Source organism: Pseudoalteromonas aurantia 208 (assembly GCF_014858725.1).
Classification (GTDB): Bacteria; Pseudomonadota; Gammaproteobacteria; order Enterobacterales; family Alteromonadaceae; genus Pseudoalteromonas; species Pseudoalteromonas aurantia.
This window is the reverse complement of record NZ_AQGV01000015.1, coordinates 452,496-468,507: the sequence shown is the minus strand read 5'-3', so window position 1 is coordinate 468,507 and position 16,012 is coordinate 452,496. Positions and strand designations below refer to the sequence as shown.

At 41.3% G+C, this 16,012-nt stretch carries 13 protein-coding genes; 7 read left to right on the top strand and 6 right to left on the bottom strand.

What is annotated here, in order from left to right; all coding sequences use genetic code 11:
* Positions 1-42: 42 nt before the first annotated feature.
* A complete protein-coding gene (locus PAUR_RS20295; protein WP_192509547.1) occupies positions 43-2,364 on the bottom strand; it encodes a glycogen debranching protein in 2,322 nt (773 codons plus the stop codon).
* Positions 2,365-2,548: 184 nt separating this feature from the next.
* Entirely contained in the window at positions 2,549-4,348 is a 1,800-nt protein-coding gene (locus PAUR_RS20290) for an FAD-binding oxidoreductase (protein ID WP_192509546.1), read from the bottom strand.
* Positions 4,349-4,551: 203 nt separating this feature from the next.
* Between PAUR_RS20290 and PAUR_RS20285 the strand changes: the two genes are divergently transcribed.
* The 3 genes from PAUR_RS20285 to PAUR_RS20275 are packed head-to-tail and all read left to right on the top strand — an operon-like array spanning position 4,552 to position 9,496.
* Positions 4,552-5,295 (top strand): TetR/AcrR family transcriptional regulator, encoded by a 744-nt coding sequence (locus tag PAUR_RS20285; RefSeq protein WP_192509545.1) that lies wholly within the window; start codon positions 4,552-4,554, stop codon positions 5,293-5,295.
* Complete coding sequence (locus PAUR_RS20280; RefSeq protein WP_192509544.1) at positions 5,292-6,398, top strand: efflux RND transporter periplasmic adaptor subunit; 1,107 nt, start codon at positions 5,292-5,294, stop codon at positions 6,396-6,398. The genes PAUR_RS20285 and PAUR_RS20280 overlap by 4 nt, the downstream gene beginning before the upstream one ends.
* Positions 6,398-9,496 (top strand): efflux RND transporter permease subunit, encoded by a 3,099-nt coding sequence (locus PAUR_RS20275; RefSeq protein ID WP_192509543.1) that lies wholly within the window; start codon positions 6,398-6,400, stop codon positions 9,494-9,496. The genes PAUR_RS20280 and PAUR_RS20275 overlap by 1 nt, the downstream gene beginning before the upstream one ends.
* 80 nt (positions 9,497-9,576) lie before the next feature.
* On the opposite strand, the gene PAUR_RS20270 is transcribed toward PAUR_RS20275, so the two are convergent.
* Both PAUR_RS20270 and PAUR_RS20265 read right to left on the bottom strand, forming a co-directional pair.
* Complete coding sequence (locus PAUR_RS20270) at positions 9,577-10,194, bottom strand: nucleoside/nucleotide kinase family protein (RefSeq protein ID WP_192509542.1); 618 nt, start codon at positions 10,192-10,194, stop codon at positions 9,577-9,579.
* A gap of 36 nt (positions 10,195-10,230) precedes the next feature.
* Positions 10,231-10,971, bottom strand: coding sequence for a dienelactone hydrolase family protein (locus PAUR_RS20265; protein WP_192509541.1), 741 nt, complete (start codon positions 10,969-10,971; stop codon positions 10,231-10,233).
* Positions 10,972-11,180: 209 nt separating this feature from the next.
* On the opposite strand from PAUR_RS20265, the gene PAUR_RS20260 reads away from it, so the two are divergent.
* The gene (locus PAUR_RS20260; RefSeq protein ID WP_225738526.1) at positions 11,181-11,459 is read left to right on the top strand and encodes a hypothetical protein; all 279 of its coding nucleotides are present in this window, start codon (positions 11,181-11,183) and stop codon (positions 11,457-11,459) included.
* A gap of 430 nt (positions 11,460-11,889) precedes the next feature.
* Here the strand turns inward: PAUR_RS20260 and PAUR_RS20255 are convergent, their stop codons facing one another.
* Entirely contained in the window at positions 11,890-13,101 is a 1,212-nt protein-coding gene (locus PAUR_RS20255) for a lactonase family protein (protein WP_192509540.1), read from the bottom strand.
* Between the two features lie 345 nt (positions 13,102-13,446).
* Positions 13,447-13,929, bottom strand: coding sequence for a hypothetical protein (locus PAUR_RS20250; protein ID WP_192509539.1), 483 nt, complete (start codon positions 13,927-13,929; stop codon positions 13,447-13,449).
* Between the two features lie 320 nt (positions 13,930-14,249).
* Between PAUR_RS20250 and PAUR_RS20245 the strand changes: the two genes are divergently transcribed.
* From PAUR_RS20245 to PAUR_RS20235, 3 genes are all read left to right on the top strand, one after another.
* Complete coding sequence (locus PAUR_RS20245; protein WP_192509538.1) at positions 14,250-15,134, top strand: NAD-dependent epimerase/dehydratase family protein; 885 nt, start codon at positions 14,250-14,252, stop codon at positions 15,132-15,134.
* 8 nt (positions 15,135-15,142) lie between these two features.
* The gene (locus PAUR_RS20240) at positions 15,143-15,508 is read left to right on the top strand and encodes a GFA family protein (RefSeq protein ID WP_225738525.1); all 366 of its coding nucleotides are present in this window, start codon (positions 15,143-15,145) and stop codon (positions 15,506-15,508) included.
* 84 nt (positions 15,509-15,592) lie between these two features.
* Positions 15,593-16,000, top strand: a complete 408-nt coding sequence (locus PAUR_RS20235; protein WP_192509537.1) for an MAPEG family protein — start codon at positions 15,593-15,595, stop codon at positions 15,998-16,000.
* Positions 16,001-16,012: the final 12 nt, after the last annotated feature.

Genomic DNA, 16,012 nt, shown 5'->3' with positions numbered 1-16,012 from the left:
TGTTCTTAAGCGGGCTAAATAAAAAGCCCGCCCTACACCTTACTACTTTGCGATCAACACTAATACTGCACGACCTGCTAACCCATACTGAGTATACTCGCCGCCAATATACTCTTCATTGCCTGGGGACTTAACCGAATTAGCCCCTTCATTCCAGTTCGCGGTATCCGTGACTCGGTACCAATTCTTGCCTTGTCCAGGCCAAGGAAGCGTAAATTCAACTTGATCTGACCACCCATTGTATGCAATGTAGATTGCCGCTGTTGACTCAGAAAACTCGCTGCTATCAATTCGATAGGCAATTGCATGATTATTTGCATCATTAAAGTAACCAGTATCTGCAACTGAACCATCACTTTTAAACCATCGTAATTGCTCCATTACATTCGCATTGTTATCTTTATCTGAATAAAAGTGAGCTGGACGTAAAGCAGGGTGCGCTTTTCGAAATGCAATCATCCCTTTTGCAAAAGCATTAAAGTGATGCTGTTGCGTACTCCAACGATAACTCAACCAGTTTGCAGATGAATCTAAGTTATATGGGTTATTATTACACTTTAACGATCTTAAATACTCATCTCCCCCCGTCATCATCGGTGTACCAGCACTGAGCATTAATAGTGCAAAACCATTTCGCGCCGCTTTACGTTGCTCTTGCGCTTGATTATGCCACCCTTGTGCCCAGCTATGATTGCTATTTTCACCGCCATCAGATGGTCCTAAAGGCCAAAGGTGCTGATTGTTTTTTTCATTGCAAGAATATAAATCTTTTAGTGTGAAACCATCATGGGCCACAATAAAATTAACGGAATTCCAGGGGGCTCTACCATCATCTTGGTACAAATTCGCAGAGCCTGTAAAGAAGTTCGCCAACTCTCCTAAACTGACAGATTCTTGCCCCATTTGGTTTTGGTCTTTGCGAATGGTGTCTCTATATTTTCCATTCCATTCCGACCACCCTTTAGGGAACCCGCCTACTTGATATGAATTACCACCTATAGCCCATGACTCAGCAATAAAATCAGTGCCTTGCCCTCCCAATGCCGGTCGTTCCGTAAACTCATCAATGATGCGATTAAGTGCATTATTTTTCAGCGTTTTATCAAAGTGAAAACAGCCATGCTCACAACTGTTACCCAACACTGACGCTAAATCAAAGCGAAAACCATCAACGCCCATTTCTGATTGCCAATAATCTAAAGAGTCTATTATCAAATTCTGGGCAATCGGATTTAAGGTGTTGTAATTCCCTCCAACACCCGTGTTATCCCAATTATGTTGTCTGTCTGCTGTTAATGAATAATACGTTGGATTATCTAATCCGCGCCAAGAGTATAGATTATACGTTGATGCGTCACCTTGCTTCCATGCACCTCCCTCTCCAGTATGGTTGTAAACAACATCAATGAATACTTTGATCCCTTTGTCATGGAAAGCTTTAACCATACTTTTGAACTCTTTTGTCGGACCTCCGGGAGACTTATCAGCCGCATAACGTCTATCTGGTGCAAAGTAATTCAACGTCATATAACCCCAGTAATTGTCACCTTCAGTGGATGCAACAACGTCATTGGTATCATTTTGTGTTTCTTGTACAGGCAAAAACTCAACCGCGGTAATGCCTAAATCAGCTAAATATCCAGCTTTTAACGCCGCCCCTTGGTAAGTTCCTCGCAAAGTAGCAGGAATACTCTCATCATTTTTAGTCAACCCGCGAACATGAACCTCATAAATGACGTCATCTTTTAACGCACCAGTAGGTTTCACTCCGGTAGACTGATGTGAATGTGCAACGACAATGCCTTTAGGCGCTTTTAACGCACTATCCAGATTCCGAAAACGATTGCCCGAAGCATAGATATTGCCACTATCCCACTGTGGTGTTAAATGATCATGGCTCAACTCCTTTGCATATGGGTCAATCAGTAATTTATTTGGATTAAAGCGATTGCCATACCTATCGACATCTTTAATAAAGCCGATATTGCTCCCTTTCTGCCACGAAGGGTGATACGGCCAATTAGGCCCCCATGCTCTGTAGCCATAATAAACGGTTCCCTGTAAACGACTATCTAAACGCGCTTTATCTAACGTGACAGACCAAATATCATCACTGTTTTTTGTCAAGGCATAGTGGTTTACCTCATGGCTACCAGTTGCATTAGCATAAAGATAAACGGCCATTCGAGTGGCCCTAGAAGAGTATATTCGAAAGGTTAACGTGTTATTGCTTTCTTGATGGGTAACCCCTAACTGATGTTGGTTGATTGCAGCTGACACCGAGTAAGAAGTCACAATACTACAGCACAGCAGTAGACACTGAATGTAGAACCGAGACTGGGCTTTGATAAGGTTAAACGTCATTACTTTAACTTCCTGGTTAATATTTAGACAGACGACAACAGTAACGAATAACAAAACAACAAAGCAATGGATTACATACGTATTCATAAGAGGTGAGAGCAGTAAGTTAAACCGCACGTAGGGTCGGGTCATGCACCGAATGGACTCGCGCCAAAACCGTGTTTGGCGTGAGCATTGTTAACAATTAAATAATGGTTTTGCGAGTGCGCAAGTGATTATATTGATCATTAATATAACATTTTTTAATTTCTACAAGTGTTCCATAATTCTGCTGAAAATATTCAGATGTCGGTATTGAGGCATCTTTGAAACTAATAAACGCACCATAAGCTCCCTCAATATCTGCACTTCTACTGGCGGAGATCCAGTCCATAGCTCTATTTGTATCAACATAAACAGCATTATTTTGCTGCTCAACTTTATTCTTTAATTCTTCGTTCCACCATGTTTGATATTGAATCGTATATAAACAATTTTGATACGGAAATGACACTCCAAGCTGTGGCTTCTTTTGATCTAATTGCTGATAAAAATTTCCAACAATCGCCCCTAATGTGACATAGCTAAATAACCCTAACCCACTATTTTCACTCTTCACTAATTCTGAGGTCAACGTGCTTAGCAATTGTTCATAACCACGCTGTGTTAAACCTTCGGGTTTAACCAATTTTGAAGTGATTTTATGCGGTGCAGGCGCATCATAATCAGGGGTAAACGCGTGCTGATGCCGCCCTAAAATTGAGTGTAATAATGTGTTATAATCGGCAATACTTTCGCGTGCCCAATGGCTGAGTAATGCATGATCATAATCATATTGTTGCTTATTGTTTTGACTAAGAATCAATCGCTTTCCGCCCACTTTGGATGTACTAACACGAGGTCTACCGTGCATCGGATTAACGAAGGTATCATTGATATACTTGTCCAATGCTTCCTTTGTGCCTTCCCAATATCCAAACATGGTGCAGGGATGATATAACTCATTAATGTTTGAGTGGGGTACTTTTGCAATTGCATTAATTTTTAAATTGGTACCCAACAAGTTTGCCGTTTTTTGTGACTGGATCGTCGCTTCCCACGCTTTGAGTATATCAATCGTTGGACAATCTTCTAACGGCACACACACTTCAATCGCCGGATCTGGTTTCACGAACTGATTCCAAACAATTTCAAATCGATGGATTTCATCTGGCAACACAAATGTTTTTACTTTTAACTCGGTAATAATCCCCCAGCTCATACCGCCGCCGCCACGTAATGCCCACAATATTTCGCTATGACAAGTCTCTGAGACTTCAACCACTTCACCATTGCCTAATACCACGGTTGCACCAACAAGATATTCACAACACATACCGTGTTTTCGGGTCCAAGGTCCCCAACCTCCCCCTTGAATAAACCCAGTTAAACCAACCGTTGCACACGTACCATGAGCAATCATTCTGCCTTCAGCAGCAAGCAATGGTGTTAATTGGTAGAAACGATAACCTGCGCCAATCGTCGCAACTTCCGTTTTTTCATCGTAACAAAATTGCTTAATTCGACTGACATCAATCAAAATAGTATTGCTGCCACTACATTCCCCTTCATGGTCATGGCCTCCTGAGCGCACTCTAATCGGTAAGTTATATTCAATAGCGAGTTTATAAATAAATTGCACTTCAAGTGTGGTTTCACACAATGCAATGGCAAATGGATGGGCTTGGAAACGTGTATTAAACACCATCGCTTCTGTTTGATAATTGTTTAAACCCGCAACATCACTCAGCCCATTTAGCTTTTGAGTTAAAAGACGCTTTGCTGAAAACCCGCCTTCAATGGCTGACTGATAAAACAAGTTAAAATTATTTACTGTGGTGGCAAATACACCTTGAATCGCATTTCGTTGTTGTTGAGGGTCCGGGTTTTCAGATGTACCAGCACGCGCTAAATGGTTACTCAATGTATCGACAAGCTTTTGTATTCTGTCTTGTTCACTCTGCATGGCTGCAATTCCTTATAGGCTAAATAGTCAGTGTTCATTTCTTTTAGTATTCAAAATTTATAACTGAAATAACATTACACAGTCTTACATTAGTTCGAGTTGTGCATTTAAGAAAGCTTGACTTTAAGGATGTAAAATTTACAATAACATCATTCGAACATCATTCGAATGATGTTATTTAGCAGTTTAACTTCGAGGTATATATGGCTCCAGCTCCCAAGTTCAGTCATGAAAAACAACTTGAAATGATTTTAAATGCCGCGGAAGAATGCATTAACGAATCATCCGTGACCGATTTCACTATGGCTAAAATCGCTAGAACAGCTGGTTTATCTATGGGGTCTGTTTATAAGCATGTGCAAAGTAAGGAAGACATTGTGCTTGCGCTCGCTCACCGTGCATTCTCACATGTCAGCGGTATTTTCAATCAAGTCTTGTCTTTACCCATTTCCACACCAGAGAAAATCCTTGCAATCGAGTTTATTGATCCCAAAAAAATGCAGTGCTTTGGATTCGATAACGATTTGCTTTCTTATGCGACCAATGAAGCCGTGATCAGCCGCGCTTCCGCAACATGGACAGAAAAAATGATCATAGCCAATACCGCTTGTGAGCAATTGTTTAAGTTAGCTTTAACCGATGGTATTAACTCCGGAGAGCTCACCACTGAACTTAATTTGTCGCAGGCCATTGAAGAAATAATGATAGGCTCATGGTCTCTGTCTGTTGGCTATCAACAGGTTCAACGCGTTAAGCAATTTAGGCAAATCGGTGAAGGCACAGATTCTCTACTTGAACCGTTGTCTGAGAATGACCCTATTATTCGTAGTTCCATGCGATTTCTCAACAGTTACCCTTGGCAACAGCCACTGACCCAAGAATCCATAAAAACCATACAAACCAGTTTGGAAAGCATTCACTTACGCGACCCTAAGGGGGCATTATGAACATTAAACGTTGGCTAATATCAGTACTCATTTTGGGTATTATTATCGCCTCATTAGGCTTTATGAAATTTACTCAGATACAAGCTGCGATAGCCTTTGGCGAGTCATTCCCAGAGCCGTCAGCATCGGTAAAATCAAGTTACGTGGAACGCATCGAATACAGTAAAAAAAGTAAAGTCATTGGCCAACTTCAAGCAAAACGCACCTTAGATATTCGCAATGAATATGCCGGCTTAATTGTAAAAATAAACTATCAACCGGGCGATTTTGTGACGCAGGGTCAAATTTTGTTTGAGCTAGATACCACTATTGAGCGCGCGAATCTTGCAGCCGCCAATGCGAGATTAACATTAGCAAAATCGACGCAAACACGCCTTGCTAAACTATTAGCACAAAAACGCGTTAGCCCAGACCAAGTTGACCAAGCAGACGCTGATGTCACTATAGCCAAAGCTGAAATAGCGAATTTAACCGCGGTTATCGATAAGAAAACCATCCGAGCACCGTTTAATGGACAAATCGGATTGACGCAATATCAACCTGGGCAACTTCTAGATGTAAATACACTGCTCACATCGCTCGTAGCACTTGATAACACGATATGGGTCGACTTTAAATTACCACAAACACTCCCCCAATTAATCGTAGGGGATGAGGTTAATATCCGTATCGTATCGACCAACATCAGTGAGTCTGAATTACTCATAGCAAAAGTTATCGCTAAGAGCGCCACGATTGATGTATCAGCAAGGCAACTTGCTTATCGGGCTGAACTTAAAAATAGTCAACAAAAACTGCATCATAATCAAATGGTATCAGTGGTCGTTTCTACACCAAGTAACCAAGTTCTTGCAGTGCCATCCAATGCTATCGCACGAAACCACCTCGGTGCTTTCGTCTTTACATTAAGCCAAGATGACACCAAGAATTGGCGCGCTAAATCGATTCAAGTTGAACTCGGTGAACGCCAAGGGGATTTACAAATCATCACCAACGGCTTAGCAGGTCACGAATTTATAGCAACCGAAGGGGCATTTAAACTCAAAGACCAACTGCTTGTTTATACTCAAGCTCCAGCTGACACATCGCTTAAGGGGGAGTAATGAGTGCACTACATGAAAACAAACCCTCATTTATGGATATTTTTGTTAACCGTCCCGTTCTTTCGATAGTTCTATCATTACTCATCATTATGGCGGGACTCAATGCCGCCAATAAAATATCAATACAACAATATCCAAAAATCGAAAGTGCCTCTCTGGTCATTAATACCGTTTATACTGGTGCTTCGGCTGATGTCGTCAAAGGCTATGTCACTGAACCTATTGAGCGGGTTGTCTCCTCTGTACCAGGCGTTGATTATGTCGACTCAGTAACTACATCGGGCTTAAGTAAAGTCACAGCATGGCTTCAACTCAACCATAATACCACCGATGCCTTGGCTGAAATGAGTACTCGCCTTGGACAAATTAAGTTTGAGCTGCCTACTGGCGCCGAAGACCCTGCGATTGAGATTGTTCGAGCTGACAGTCCTTATGCTGTTTTTTATCTCAATGTAGAGTCTCAATCTTTACCTCGTGGTGAAGTAAGTGACTACTTAACCAGAAATGTAGTACCGGGACTGACCGATATCAAAGGCGTCCAAAAAGTCACGCTCGAAGGGGGACGTAATCCTGCGATGCGTATTTGGTTAGACAACGACAAACTTGCTATTTATGACCTAAGTGCCAACGATATTTTTGCCGCATTACAGGCTAACAACACCATCGCAACCTTAGGGTATAGCGAAAACAAGCGTCAACGTATCGATTTGCTGGCCAATACTAGCTTAAAAAGTGTTGCTGATTTTAATAACCTTATAATTAAAGAAGTAAATGGCAGCCAATTACGACTCGGTACAGTTGCAAATGTAGAGATCGGTGAAGCACAAGGGATGGTTACGGCTCGACTTGATTATGATGACACAGTATTCCTCGCTATTTGGCCGCTGCCTGGAGCCAATGAAATTGACATTGGTGATGCACTTTACACCAAGCTAGATGAACTGAATCAGCAATTGCCGCATGGCATGCGAATTACCATTGGGTATGATGGCACGTTATACATGCGTGATTCGATTAAAGAAATATTCACCACATTAGCTGAAACTGTGCTGCTAGTTGGGATTGTCGTCGTGGCTATGATGGGATCATTTAGAACTGCGCTCGTGCCACTAATCACTATTCCTATCTCTATTTTTGGCGCTGTTGCTGTTATCTCGTTGATTGGTTTTTCTCTGAATCTTCTCACTATATTAGCAATCGTATTATCTGTTGGCCTTGTGGTTGATGATGCTATTGTGGTGGTTGAAAATGTTGCTCGTCACATGCGTGAAGGTAAACCACGGTTGCAAGCTGCTTTAATTAGTTCACGCCAATTGCTAGTTCCTGTGATCGCAATGACTTTAACACTGGCCGCCGTCTATGCACCTATTGGCTTCCTGACAGGGTTAACTGGTTTCTTATTCAGAGAATTTGCATTTACTTTGGCAATTGCCGTGTTAATTTCTGGTGTCGTTGCGGTCACTTTATCTCCAATAATGAGTGCCTATGTCAGCCCTGAAGGAGGTAAGGAAGGTCGGTTAACACGATTAGTAAATAGCTATTTTGACCGCTTACAAAATGCGTACTTCAAGCTTTTTGACACCTTGTTCAGTATGCGTCCACAACTTATTTTTATTGCCGTGATACTCTCGTTATTAGCTGTGCCTTTTTATCTATTGTCTCAAAAAGAGCTTGCGCCAATTGAAGATCAAAGTTCGATTCAAGTGGTCGTTGAGGCGCCACCTGAATCATCTCAAGCCTACACTGCGAGCAAAATGAATGACACAGCTGAGGTTATGAATAACACCGAAGGTGGAAAGTTCACTTGGCAAATAATCACTGCGGCAGCTGGGTTTGGTGGTGTAGAACTTGCTCCTTTTGAGGAGAGAGAACACTCTGTCCATGATTTATTATTCGATTTATATGGCCGCCTAGGCAGCGTGACAGGCCTGAGTTTATTCCCAATTTTACCTGCATCGTTGCCAACTGCAGGCCAATTTGATGTTGAAATGGTGGTGCGTGCCAATGACGATGCCATTACGATGAAAAAGTATGCCGATGAGATCATCGCAAAAGCGAACGCCAGTGGCAGCTTTCTCTTTGTTAACACAGATTTGAAACTCGACCTGCCACAAGCCGAACTAAAAATAGACCGTGAATTAGTGGCCGATTTAGGGCTGAATTTGGCGTCAGTTAATGAGCAACTCAGTGTCTTGATGTCCAATAATTTTGTTAACTACTTTAATAAAGAAGGCAAGGCGTTTCGCGTTATTCCCGTTGTTGACAGTGGGGAGCGTTATAACCCTGAAAGTATCTTAAATATGAAAATTCGCACAGCAGATGGTGAACTCATACCCGTTTCGTCATTTGCAAGTCTTGATACGTTCACGAGTCCGAGAGTGCTCGGGTCTTTCAACCAGCAAGCATCATTTAGAATTTTTGCGGGTGTTCTACCCCATATCACCAAGGAGCAGGGTCTTGCCAATATTGAAGCCATTGCGAATGACTTATTACCGACCAACTATTCAATTGATTATGCAGGTGAGTCTCGACAGTTGCGTAAAGAAGGTAATACCATGGTTGGGGTGCTGTTTGTCTCCATGATCATTGTATATTTTGTACTCGCCATTCAATTTAATAGCTTTAGAGATCCGCTCGTCGTGTTATTGGGCTGTGCCCCTTTGGCGTTATCGGGCGCATTAATGTTGCCATTTTTATCATTAACAACCATCAATATTTACAGCCAAATCGGGTTAATCACATTGATTGGACTAATTGCTAAAAATGGAATTTTAATCGTCGAATTCGCCAATCATCTACAATTAGAAGGTAAATCAAAGCTTGATGCTGTAAAAGGTGCAGCAAGTACCCGTTTACGTCCAATATTGATGACAACAGGCGCAACTGTGTTAGGTCATTTTCCTTTGGTGCTAGTAACTGGTGCTGGCGCTGAAGCACGGAACAGTATCGGCATCATTCTCGTTGCAGGTATGCTAATTGGTACTTTCTTTACCTTGATTATCTTGCCGCTATTATATCAACTCATAGCAAAAGACCATCGTGGTGAAGTGGAGTCTGAGCACGCACTAACCACTACCCCAGTTCCTACGGCACTGTAAATACGTGAGAAGGCGGTACAAGTGTACTGCCTTCCTCATTTTGGAGCTTTAGCAACCAATAAACGACAAGAAAATCCCCTTTAGATACCAACTTTAGTGTCAACACTTAACAGCCAATCACGCACCCGATTAACTGTTATATCAAGCGATTGCACGTCATTCATTACCAAATCACTATTGCTCCTAACCTGTTCAACTACCGCACAGTAAATATCTCTAAAATAGTCTTCATATTTATCTAAATAGGCCGCCAGTGAATCTATACTTTGAGCAGACGTATGACGTCGAACAACCCGAGATAAACACAGCTCTAATGGTATATCGAGCAATACCACCGATTCGATTAGTTCATCCATAACACATCGTTGCCTGCCAAAAGGTTCTTCAATAAAAATATAACGGTGTCGCCCCGTTTCAGCAAGGTGCTTCAGTGCTAGCGTAAATTTCGGTGTATGTATTAAAGATACATTCGCACCGTCAGCAAACCAACGCTTCATATTTGCTGGATACGTGTCATTATCCACATAGCTATCAAAGAGCAGATAAGGCGCGTCAAATTGTTGCGCAAGCTTTTTTATAACCGATGTTTTACCTGCACCAGATGCCCCTGATATCGCAATAACACGCGTCTTGGTAGGACACTCTTGGCGTCTTAGCTTAAGCCCGATATGTTTAGCTGGCACTACAATCCGATCCATTTCTTAATCGCCCCCACAAACGCTCGAAAATACGTTTTACAGTGTTAAGCATCGTGAAAAGAGTGCCACAGCGTCTTGATACATAGACATAGCCAATGCCGCATCATATCTATCGCCCTCATCTCGCATAAATGCATGTTGTGCATTGACTTCTTGCCATTGGAAATTAATGCCCGTACGCTGACATGACGTATATATCCGTAACCGACCTTCCATTGGCACATGCGGATCTTGTTTCCCCCATACGAAGTGCACTTCACCTTGAATATCTTTCATTCTTTCCAATGTTCCGTTACCAATCTCACTGGGGAGAGAGTCACTGTGTATGTCTGTTGCATATAAACAAAATGCAGCTTTAATAGCGGGGTTTAATGCCGCTCGATATGCTAGGTGACCACCAATACACACGCCCATCGCACCAACATGTCCATTGCATCCAGCTAATTGTTCTGCAAAATCGACGAGGGCCAGTGTATCACTATCATGATGTTCTAATTGCTTAGTCCATTTATCTTCATTGCCTTTATCTTTCCCTTCATCGTCATAAGCGAGTACCGTACCAATCGGATTCAACTCATGAAACACTTCAGGTACCAACACATGAAAACCATGACTAGCTAAAATGGCAGCTGAGCGCGCAATCGGTGCTGTTTGTTGGAAGATTTCTGAATAAAAAATAATGCACGGATAACTGCCTTGCTCGGCGGGCTGATAATGATACGTGCGCATGACACCCGTAGGCGTTTTAATATCGTGAGTCTGGTGTGTAATTACCATAAAAAGTCACAGTTCAAAAAAGTTACGGAGTAGAGTAATGTATTTAGGCACAAAAAGTAACATTATTTACTATCAATGTGGTTCAACACCACATTATGAGATATGATCATTTCTATCTCTTAAACACCTTTGAATAAAGCACATCGGCATGCGTTTTGTGGTGTTCTGTGTCTCTAATACTCTATCAGCTCTATACCGTTGAGGATAAGATGAACATAACCTCTCATATTTTTCGTTGGCAGCAAGGTCGTCAGCAGTCTGGTTACCATAAAATGCTACTATGTGGTGCGTATTGGCCAATAAAGTTTGATGTGTACTTACTCAAATTCCCCAAAGGCAGTGTCATAGCACCACATTTGGATAAAGTTGAAAAAGGCAAGCATTACAGACTAGGGGCTGTTGAACTTTGCTGTTCTATTTTTGTTCTCTTTGAGCATGCTTTTATCGCGGCGCTTAATATGTGGCCTAGTAATCTAAGCGAATATTAAGCAACAAAGAGAAAGGGATGCTCAAAAGAACCGGTAGGCAGCGCTTGATTGGCTTTTCTACTATGTTATCGGCTGACTCACATGGAATAACCATGCTACGCAGCCTCTGCCTTGTATAAAAGCCAATCAAACTGCTGCAAAAATGAACCTAAAAGATCAACAGCCCCTAAATATCGTGCTAAAAAGTCGATAAAAGGTGGTCAGTTTATTTGCAAACACCCTTTAGTTAACACGTCTAGAATTAAGTTATTTCGACCCGATTTATGTGAGCATGCGGTGTCAAAAGTAGAGCTAGGTACACGCTATGTATTGAGTATCGGCTGGGTTAAATCTGCAAAATAGCACGTGCCCTCGCTACAAAGTCACGGAAACATATGTCCTTATGATACGTGAGGAACTGAGCTTATCCATACATCAGGGCAAGCTATAGCTAATGTGGTGCAGTGACATTCAATAAATATAGCGTATCTTGTTTCGCTGAAGTCACAACTAATAAATCTGGACGTGTTAATGTCAGTGATGAAATAGATGAAACGACTGGCGTGTTATCCAATACTACAGTTGATACTGATAAACCCGTTAATGGTTTATTTTGTAAAACAATCACACCATTGCTTTTTTCGGAAGCCGCATAGCCCCATCTTCCATCGCGCGCCATAGCTAAGCTATTAACGCCTTGCAAATGCGGATGGGCCACAACCTGAATCACTTTAAATTGATTGGGTTGTGATTCTTGCAACACTAAAATTTTATCGCTACCTGAACAGGCTACATATAATTTATTTATTATCTCTACAGCTTGCATTGCTTGAGGATTTAAACATCCATACTCTTTTAAACTTATACGCTGGCTCACAGCATAATATTGTGTATCACCTTTATCTAATAAGGTCAGTGTAGAGTCGTTAAAACCAGCCACAATGAGCTTCTTCTGTCCTGTCTCTTTGTTCATTATTGGTTGCACAGCGACGGGTGAACCGAACTGTTGCTTATTGACCCCTTTATTGGCGGGTTCATTCGTTACAATTCGTCCATTGGATAACTTAAAGAAACGTACTGCGTCACTTTTGTAACTGGCTACCACAAAATGCTGCTCATCAAGCTTAAGTATACTCCATGGTGCAAGTAGCTTTAAGTTATCCAGCCCACCAACGGGCGTCGGGTCTTTGAATACGCGTTTTGCTGATAAATCATCACTTAATGAATGAACAAATTGATAACCACCTTGCTCAACTTTGCTAAAAAGTGACAGTGCGCCATCGTAAAAACTAGCAGTGATTAACCACTTACCATTATCAAGTGCAATAACGTCAGATGCCCCTGCCAATTTATATCTATTATCATCAATATTTTTAAATGTTTGTTTGAAATACAACTGATCATCACTGTCTAACTGGAATACAGATAATGCATCATCATCTCCACTCACTACAAAGATGGATTTCTTATCGCGAGAGGTTGCAATTTCCCGAGGATTATCTATGCCCGATACGCCATGCCGATTATTAGTAGCTTGTTGAGAGATATGTAATGAAGGAAATAAAGCGCTCATATCCACGGTTCTGGCTTCAGCAAGCACGGTACACAACACACAGCTTACACCGATACATCGAGTCCATAATTTCAATACGTTTTCTATCATATCCGATACACATTTAAAAACACTGCAGCCTATCAGTATTTCACAGTATCCCAAAATATATAAGTCTTTAAATTATTGAGTGTTTCACCGTTAATTAAAGATATTGAGTTTAATAAAACACGTAAATGAAAGGCTAGGTTAGGGCTCATGTCAATAAACGCTAAAAAATGCCACAGAAACAACCAGCCTTACTCTTGCTTGTAGCGATTACCCACACATTCATAACTGAATTATTGTAAAGGGGGTTTACGATATCTAATTGCATCATCACCAATATACAGTATTGGTTTTCGTCAACCATCTCGTATTAAAAGCAATATAAAACAAAATATTAGTGGCAAAATACTATTTTTTCTTAATATACAAACCATCAAATATGGTTTGCCATTTTTGATCTTGCGATCTGGTACGCCATACCTGACGTACTGTGCCGTCTGCATTAGGGGTCCATGTTATCCTTTCATCTAGCAAGTTACCTTCTCTGTCAAAAGAGGTTCCTGTAAGTACCATTTTATTACCTTGCAAGCCTCCTCCTAGTTGAAGCAATAGTCCCGTGTTATCAACCCAAATCTGGTGCCAAAAATTGCGCGTAACATCATACAAACTCACACTTTCTCCACGATATCCCGACAATCCCTTATAGCGCTCTTTAATCACACATCCCTCATAGTCAATCGTGATTACATTACGTCCTGCAATTTTTCCATCCGGCGTCTTTACTTGCCAATCACCGACCCAAAAATCAAAATGTCGATACGCTTCGCTGACACATTTTGCATATACTTGCGCACTCATAAAAAAACTAAAAGCAATCACATACCAATTCATAACTTTGCTCCTTTTTTCATTAAAGAATAGTCGCAACAGTACATATTACGAATAATAATTATGATTTTAAAACAGTGATAAATACATTCTCCGTAACACTAAAAACTTCTAAGACGCCGTTTTGAATAAAGAGACAAAGCACAAGAAAACACACCGAAATTTACTTTTACGTCAAAGGGAGGCTGATAGAATACATAGTGCGATGCTGACTGACAGCATATAATGCCTTCAAATTTCACGGTGTAAGCTTCAATATGCTGTACAGGTAAAAAACCTTGATTCATTCATATTATGCTTTGCACTCATATTTAGGAGATAACTTGAAAATACTCATCACGGGTTCTGCTGGACGCGTTGGGCGTGCTATTTACATTAAACTAATGCAACTGCACCATGTTATTGGAGTAGATATCACACCGTGTTCGACGGTTGATATAGTTGCTGATATCCGTGATTTGACACGGATTCGCCACGCATTAATCAATATTGATGTGGTGATACATTGTGCGGCCTTACATGCTCCACATGTGAATATTGCTGCTGATGAAGATTTTAATTCTATTAATATTATGGCAACTGAGCAATTAGCTTTAGAAGGTATAAAACAAGGCCTACGGCACTTTATCTTTACCAGCACCACCGCATTATATGGCTTTGCTTCAACCCAAGAGAATCAAGCGAGTTGGATTGACGAAACCATTACTCCGCAACCGAAAACCATCTACCATACTTCAAAAATAGCCGCTGAAAAAAAATTAGCGCAACTCTCTCATTTATTTAACCTACCGGTTACTGTGCTGAGAATGTCTCGATGCTTCCCCGAGACAGCAGACTTAATGAGTATATACAGATCAACTCGTGGCATAGACGTACGGGACGTTGCACAAGCGCATGCCTGCGCCGTTGAACTGCGCCTACCGGGTTTTAAAACATACATTATATCGGGTTCAACTCCCTTTACGCCGAAAGATTGTGAAATGCTCTATACGGATGCAGACACTCTTATCCATGAAAAAATGCCCGACTTAGCAACCGAGTTTAGACGACGTCAGTGGTCTATGCCTTGTTCACTCGACAGAGTCTATGATTCAGCATTGGCGCAAACTGAGTTACAGTGGCAACCAATGCATGGTTACCAAAGCGTGTTGACCATGCTCGATAACGAGTTACCCGAAGTGTTGCCCGTCATTAACCTCTCAAAGTAAGGAACATCATGACTTTTTCAGCAAGCTGTCATTGCGGTAATATTAACGTTACATTTGATGCTTCAATTGATTCGCTTACGAGCTGCAATTGCAGTATTTGTCATAGACTTGGTGCTCTTTGGGGATACACCCACCCCAACAATGTGTCTGTCAGTTTTCACCGCTCAGCGCCTATCAGCTATTGCCACGGGGATCAGTGTATTGAGTTTCATCACTGTGCTTTGTGCGGGTGCACAACCCATTACACACCAACCGATATGGGAAATACACAACGTATGGCCATGAATTTCAAGATGATAAACCCTGAACTTTTAAAGCAAATTAGAGTACGTCACTTCGATGGTGCGAATACATGGCAATTTATTGATGAATAACGATAAATAGATAGTAATCTATCGCCGTATTGGTAGGATAAATAGCACTCGACATAGACCAAGATAACAGGAGCTTTTTGTATTATGGCAGATATATTTGTCACCTATCACACTTCAATTTTAATTTGCGGATTGATAGCAACACTTTTTTTATTGCAGTTGATCATTGCCGACATAGTGTTGTTTTTTAACAAGCACCTAGCGGGTCATCCTATTGAATCAGATCATCAAAGCTTTGTATTTCGTGCAACCAGAGCACATGCAAATACCAATGAAAGTATCGCCATTTATATACTACTGCTACTTTTCGGGCTTCTATCACAAAGCGCCCCCGATTGGTTGGCTTTCTCATCTGGACTTTATGGCATTGCTCGACTTGCGCATATGAGTTTCTATTATATGAACCTACAACTTGCGCGCAGTTGTGCATTTGGATTAGGGTTAATTGGACTACTTAGTATGTTAATAACAGGACTCACTGCGTGGGTATAACTTAACACGGTT

Bases quoted from the DNA above. Each gene is read 5' to 3' on its own strand.
- PAUR_RS20295 (WP_192509547.1), bottom strand. From the start codon at position 2,364: ATGACGTTTAACCTTATCAAAGCCCAGTCTCGGTTCTACATTCAGTGT.
- PAUR_RS20290 (WP_192509546.1), bottom strand. From the start codon at position 4,348: ATGCAGAGTGAACAAGACAGAATACAAAAGCTTGTCGATACATTGAGT.
- PAUR_RS20285 (WP_192509545.1), top strand. From the start codon at position 4,552: ATGGCTCCAGCTCCCAAGTTCAGTCATGAAAAACAACTTGAAATGATT.
- PAUR_RS20280 (WP_192509544.1), top strand. From the start codon at position 5,292: ATGAACATTAAACGTTGGCTAATATCAGTACTCATTTTGGGTATTATT.
- PAUR_RS20275 (WP_192509543.1), top strand. From the start codon at position 6,398: ATGAGTGCACTACATGAAAACAAACCCTCATTTATGGATATTTTTGTT.
- PAUR_RS20270 (WP_192509542.1), bottom strand. From the start codon at position 10,194: ATGGATCGGATTGTAGTGCCAGCTAAACATATCGGGCTTAAGCTAAGA.
- PAUR_RS20265 (WP_192509541.1), bottom strand. From the start codon at position 10,971: ATGGTAATTACACACCAGACTCACGATATTAAAACGCCTACGGGTGTC.
- PAUR_RS20260 (WP_225738526.1), top strand. From the start codon at position 11,181: ATGAACATAACCTCTCATATTTTTCGTTGGCAGCAAGGTCGTCAGCAG.
- PAUR_RS20255 (WP_192509540.1), bottom strand. From the start codon at position 13,101: ATGATAGAAAACGTATTGAAATTATGGACTCGATGTATCGGTGTAAGC.
- PAUR_RS20250 (WP_192509539.1), bottom strand. From the start codon at position 13,929: ATGAATTGGTATGTGATTGCTTTTAGTTTTTTTATGAGTGCGCAAGTA.
- PAUR_RS20240 (WP_225738525.1), top strand. From the start codon at position 15,143: ATGACTTTTTCAGCAAGCTGTCATTGCGGTAATATTAACGTTACATTT.
- PAUR_RS20235 (WP_192509537.1), top strand. From the start codon at position 15,593: ATGGCAGATATATTTGTCACCTATCACACTTCAATTTTAATTTGCGGA.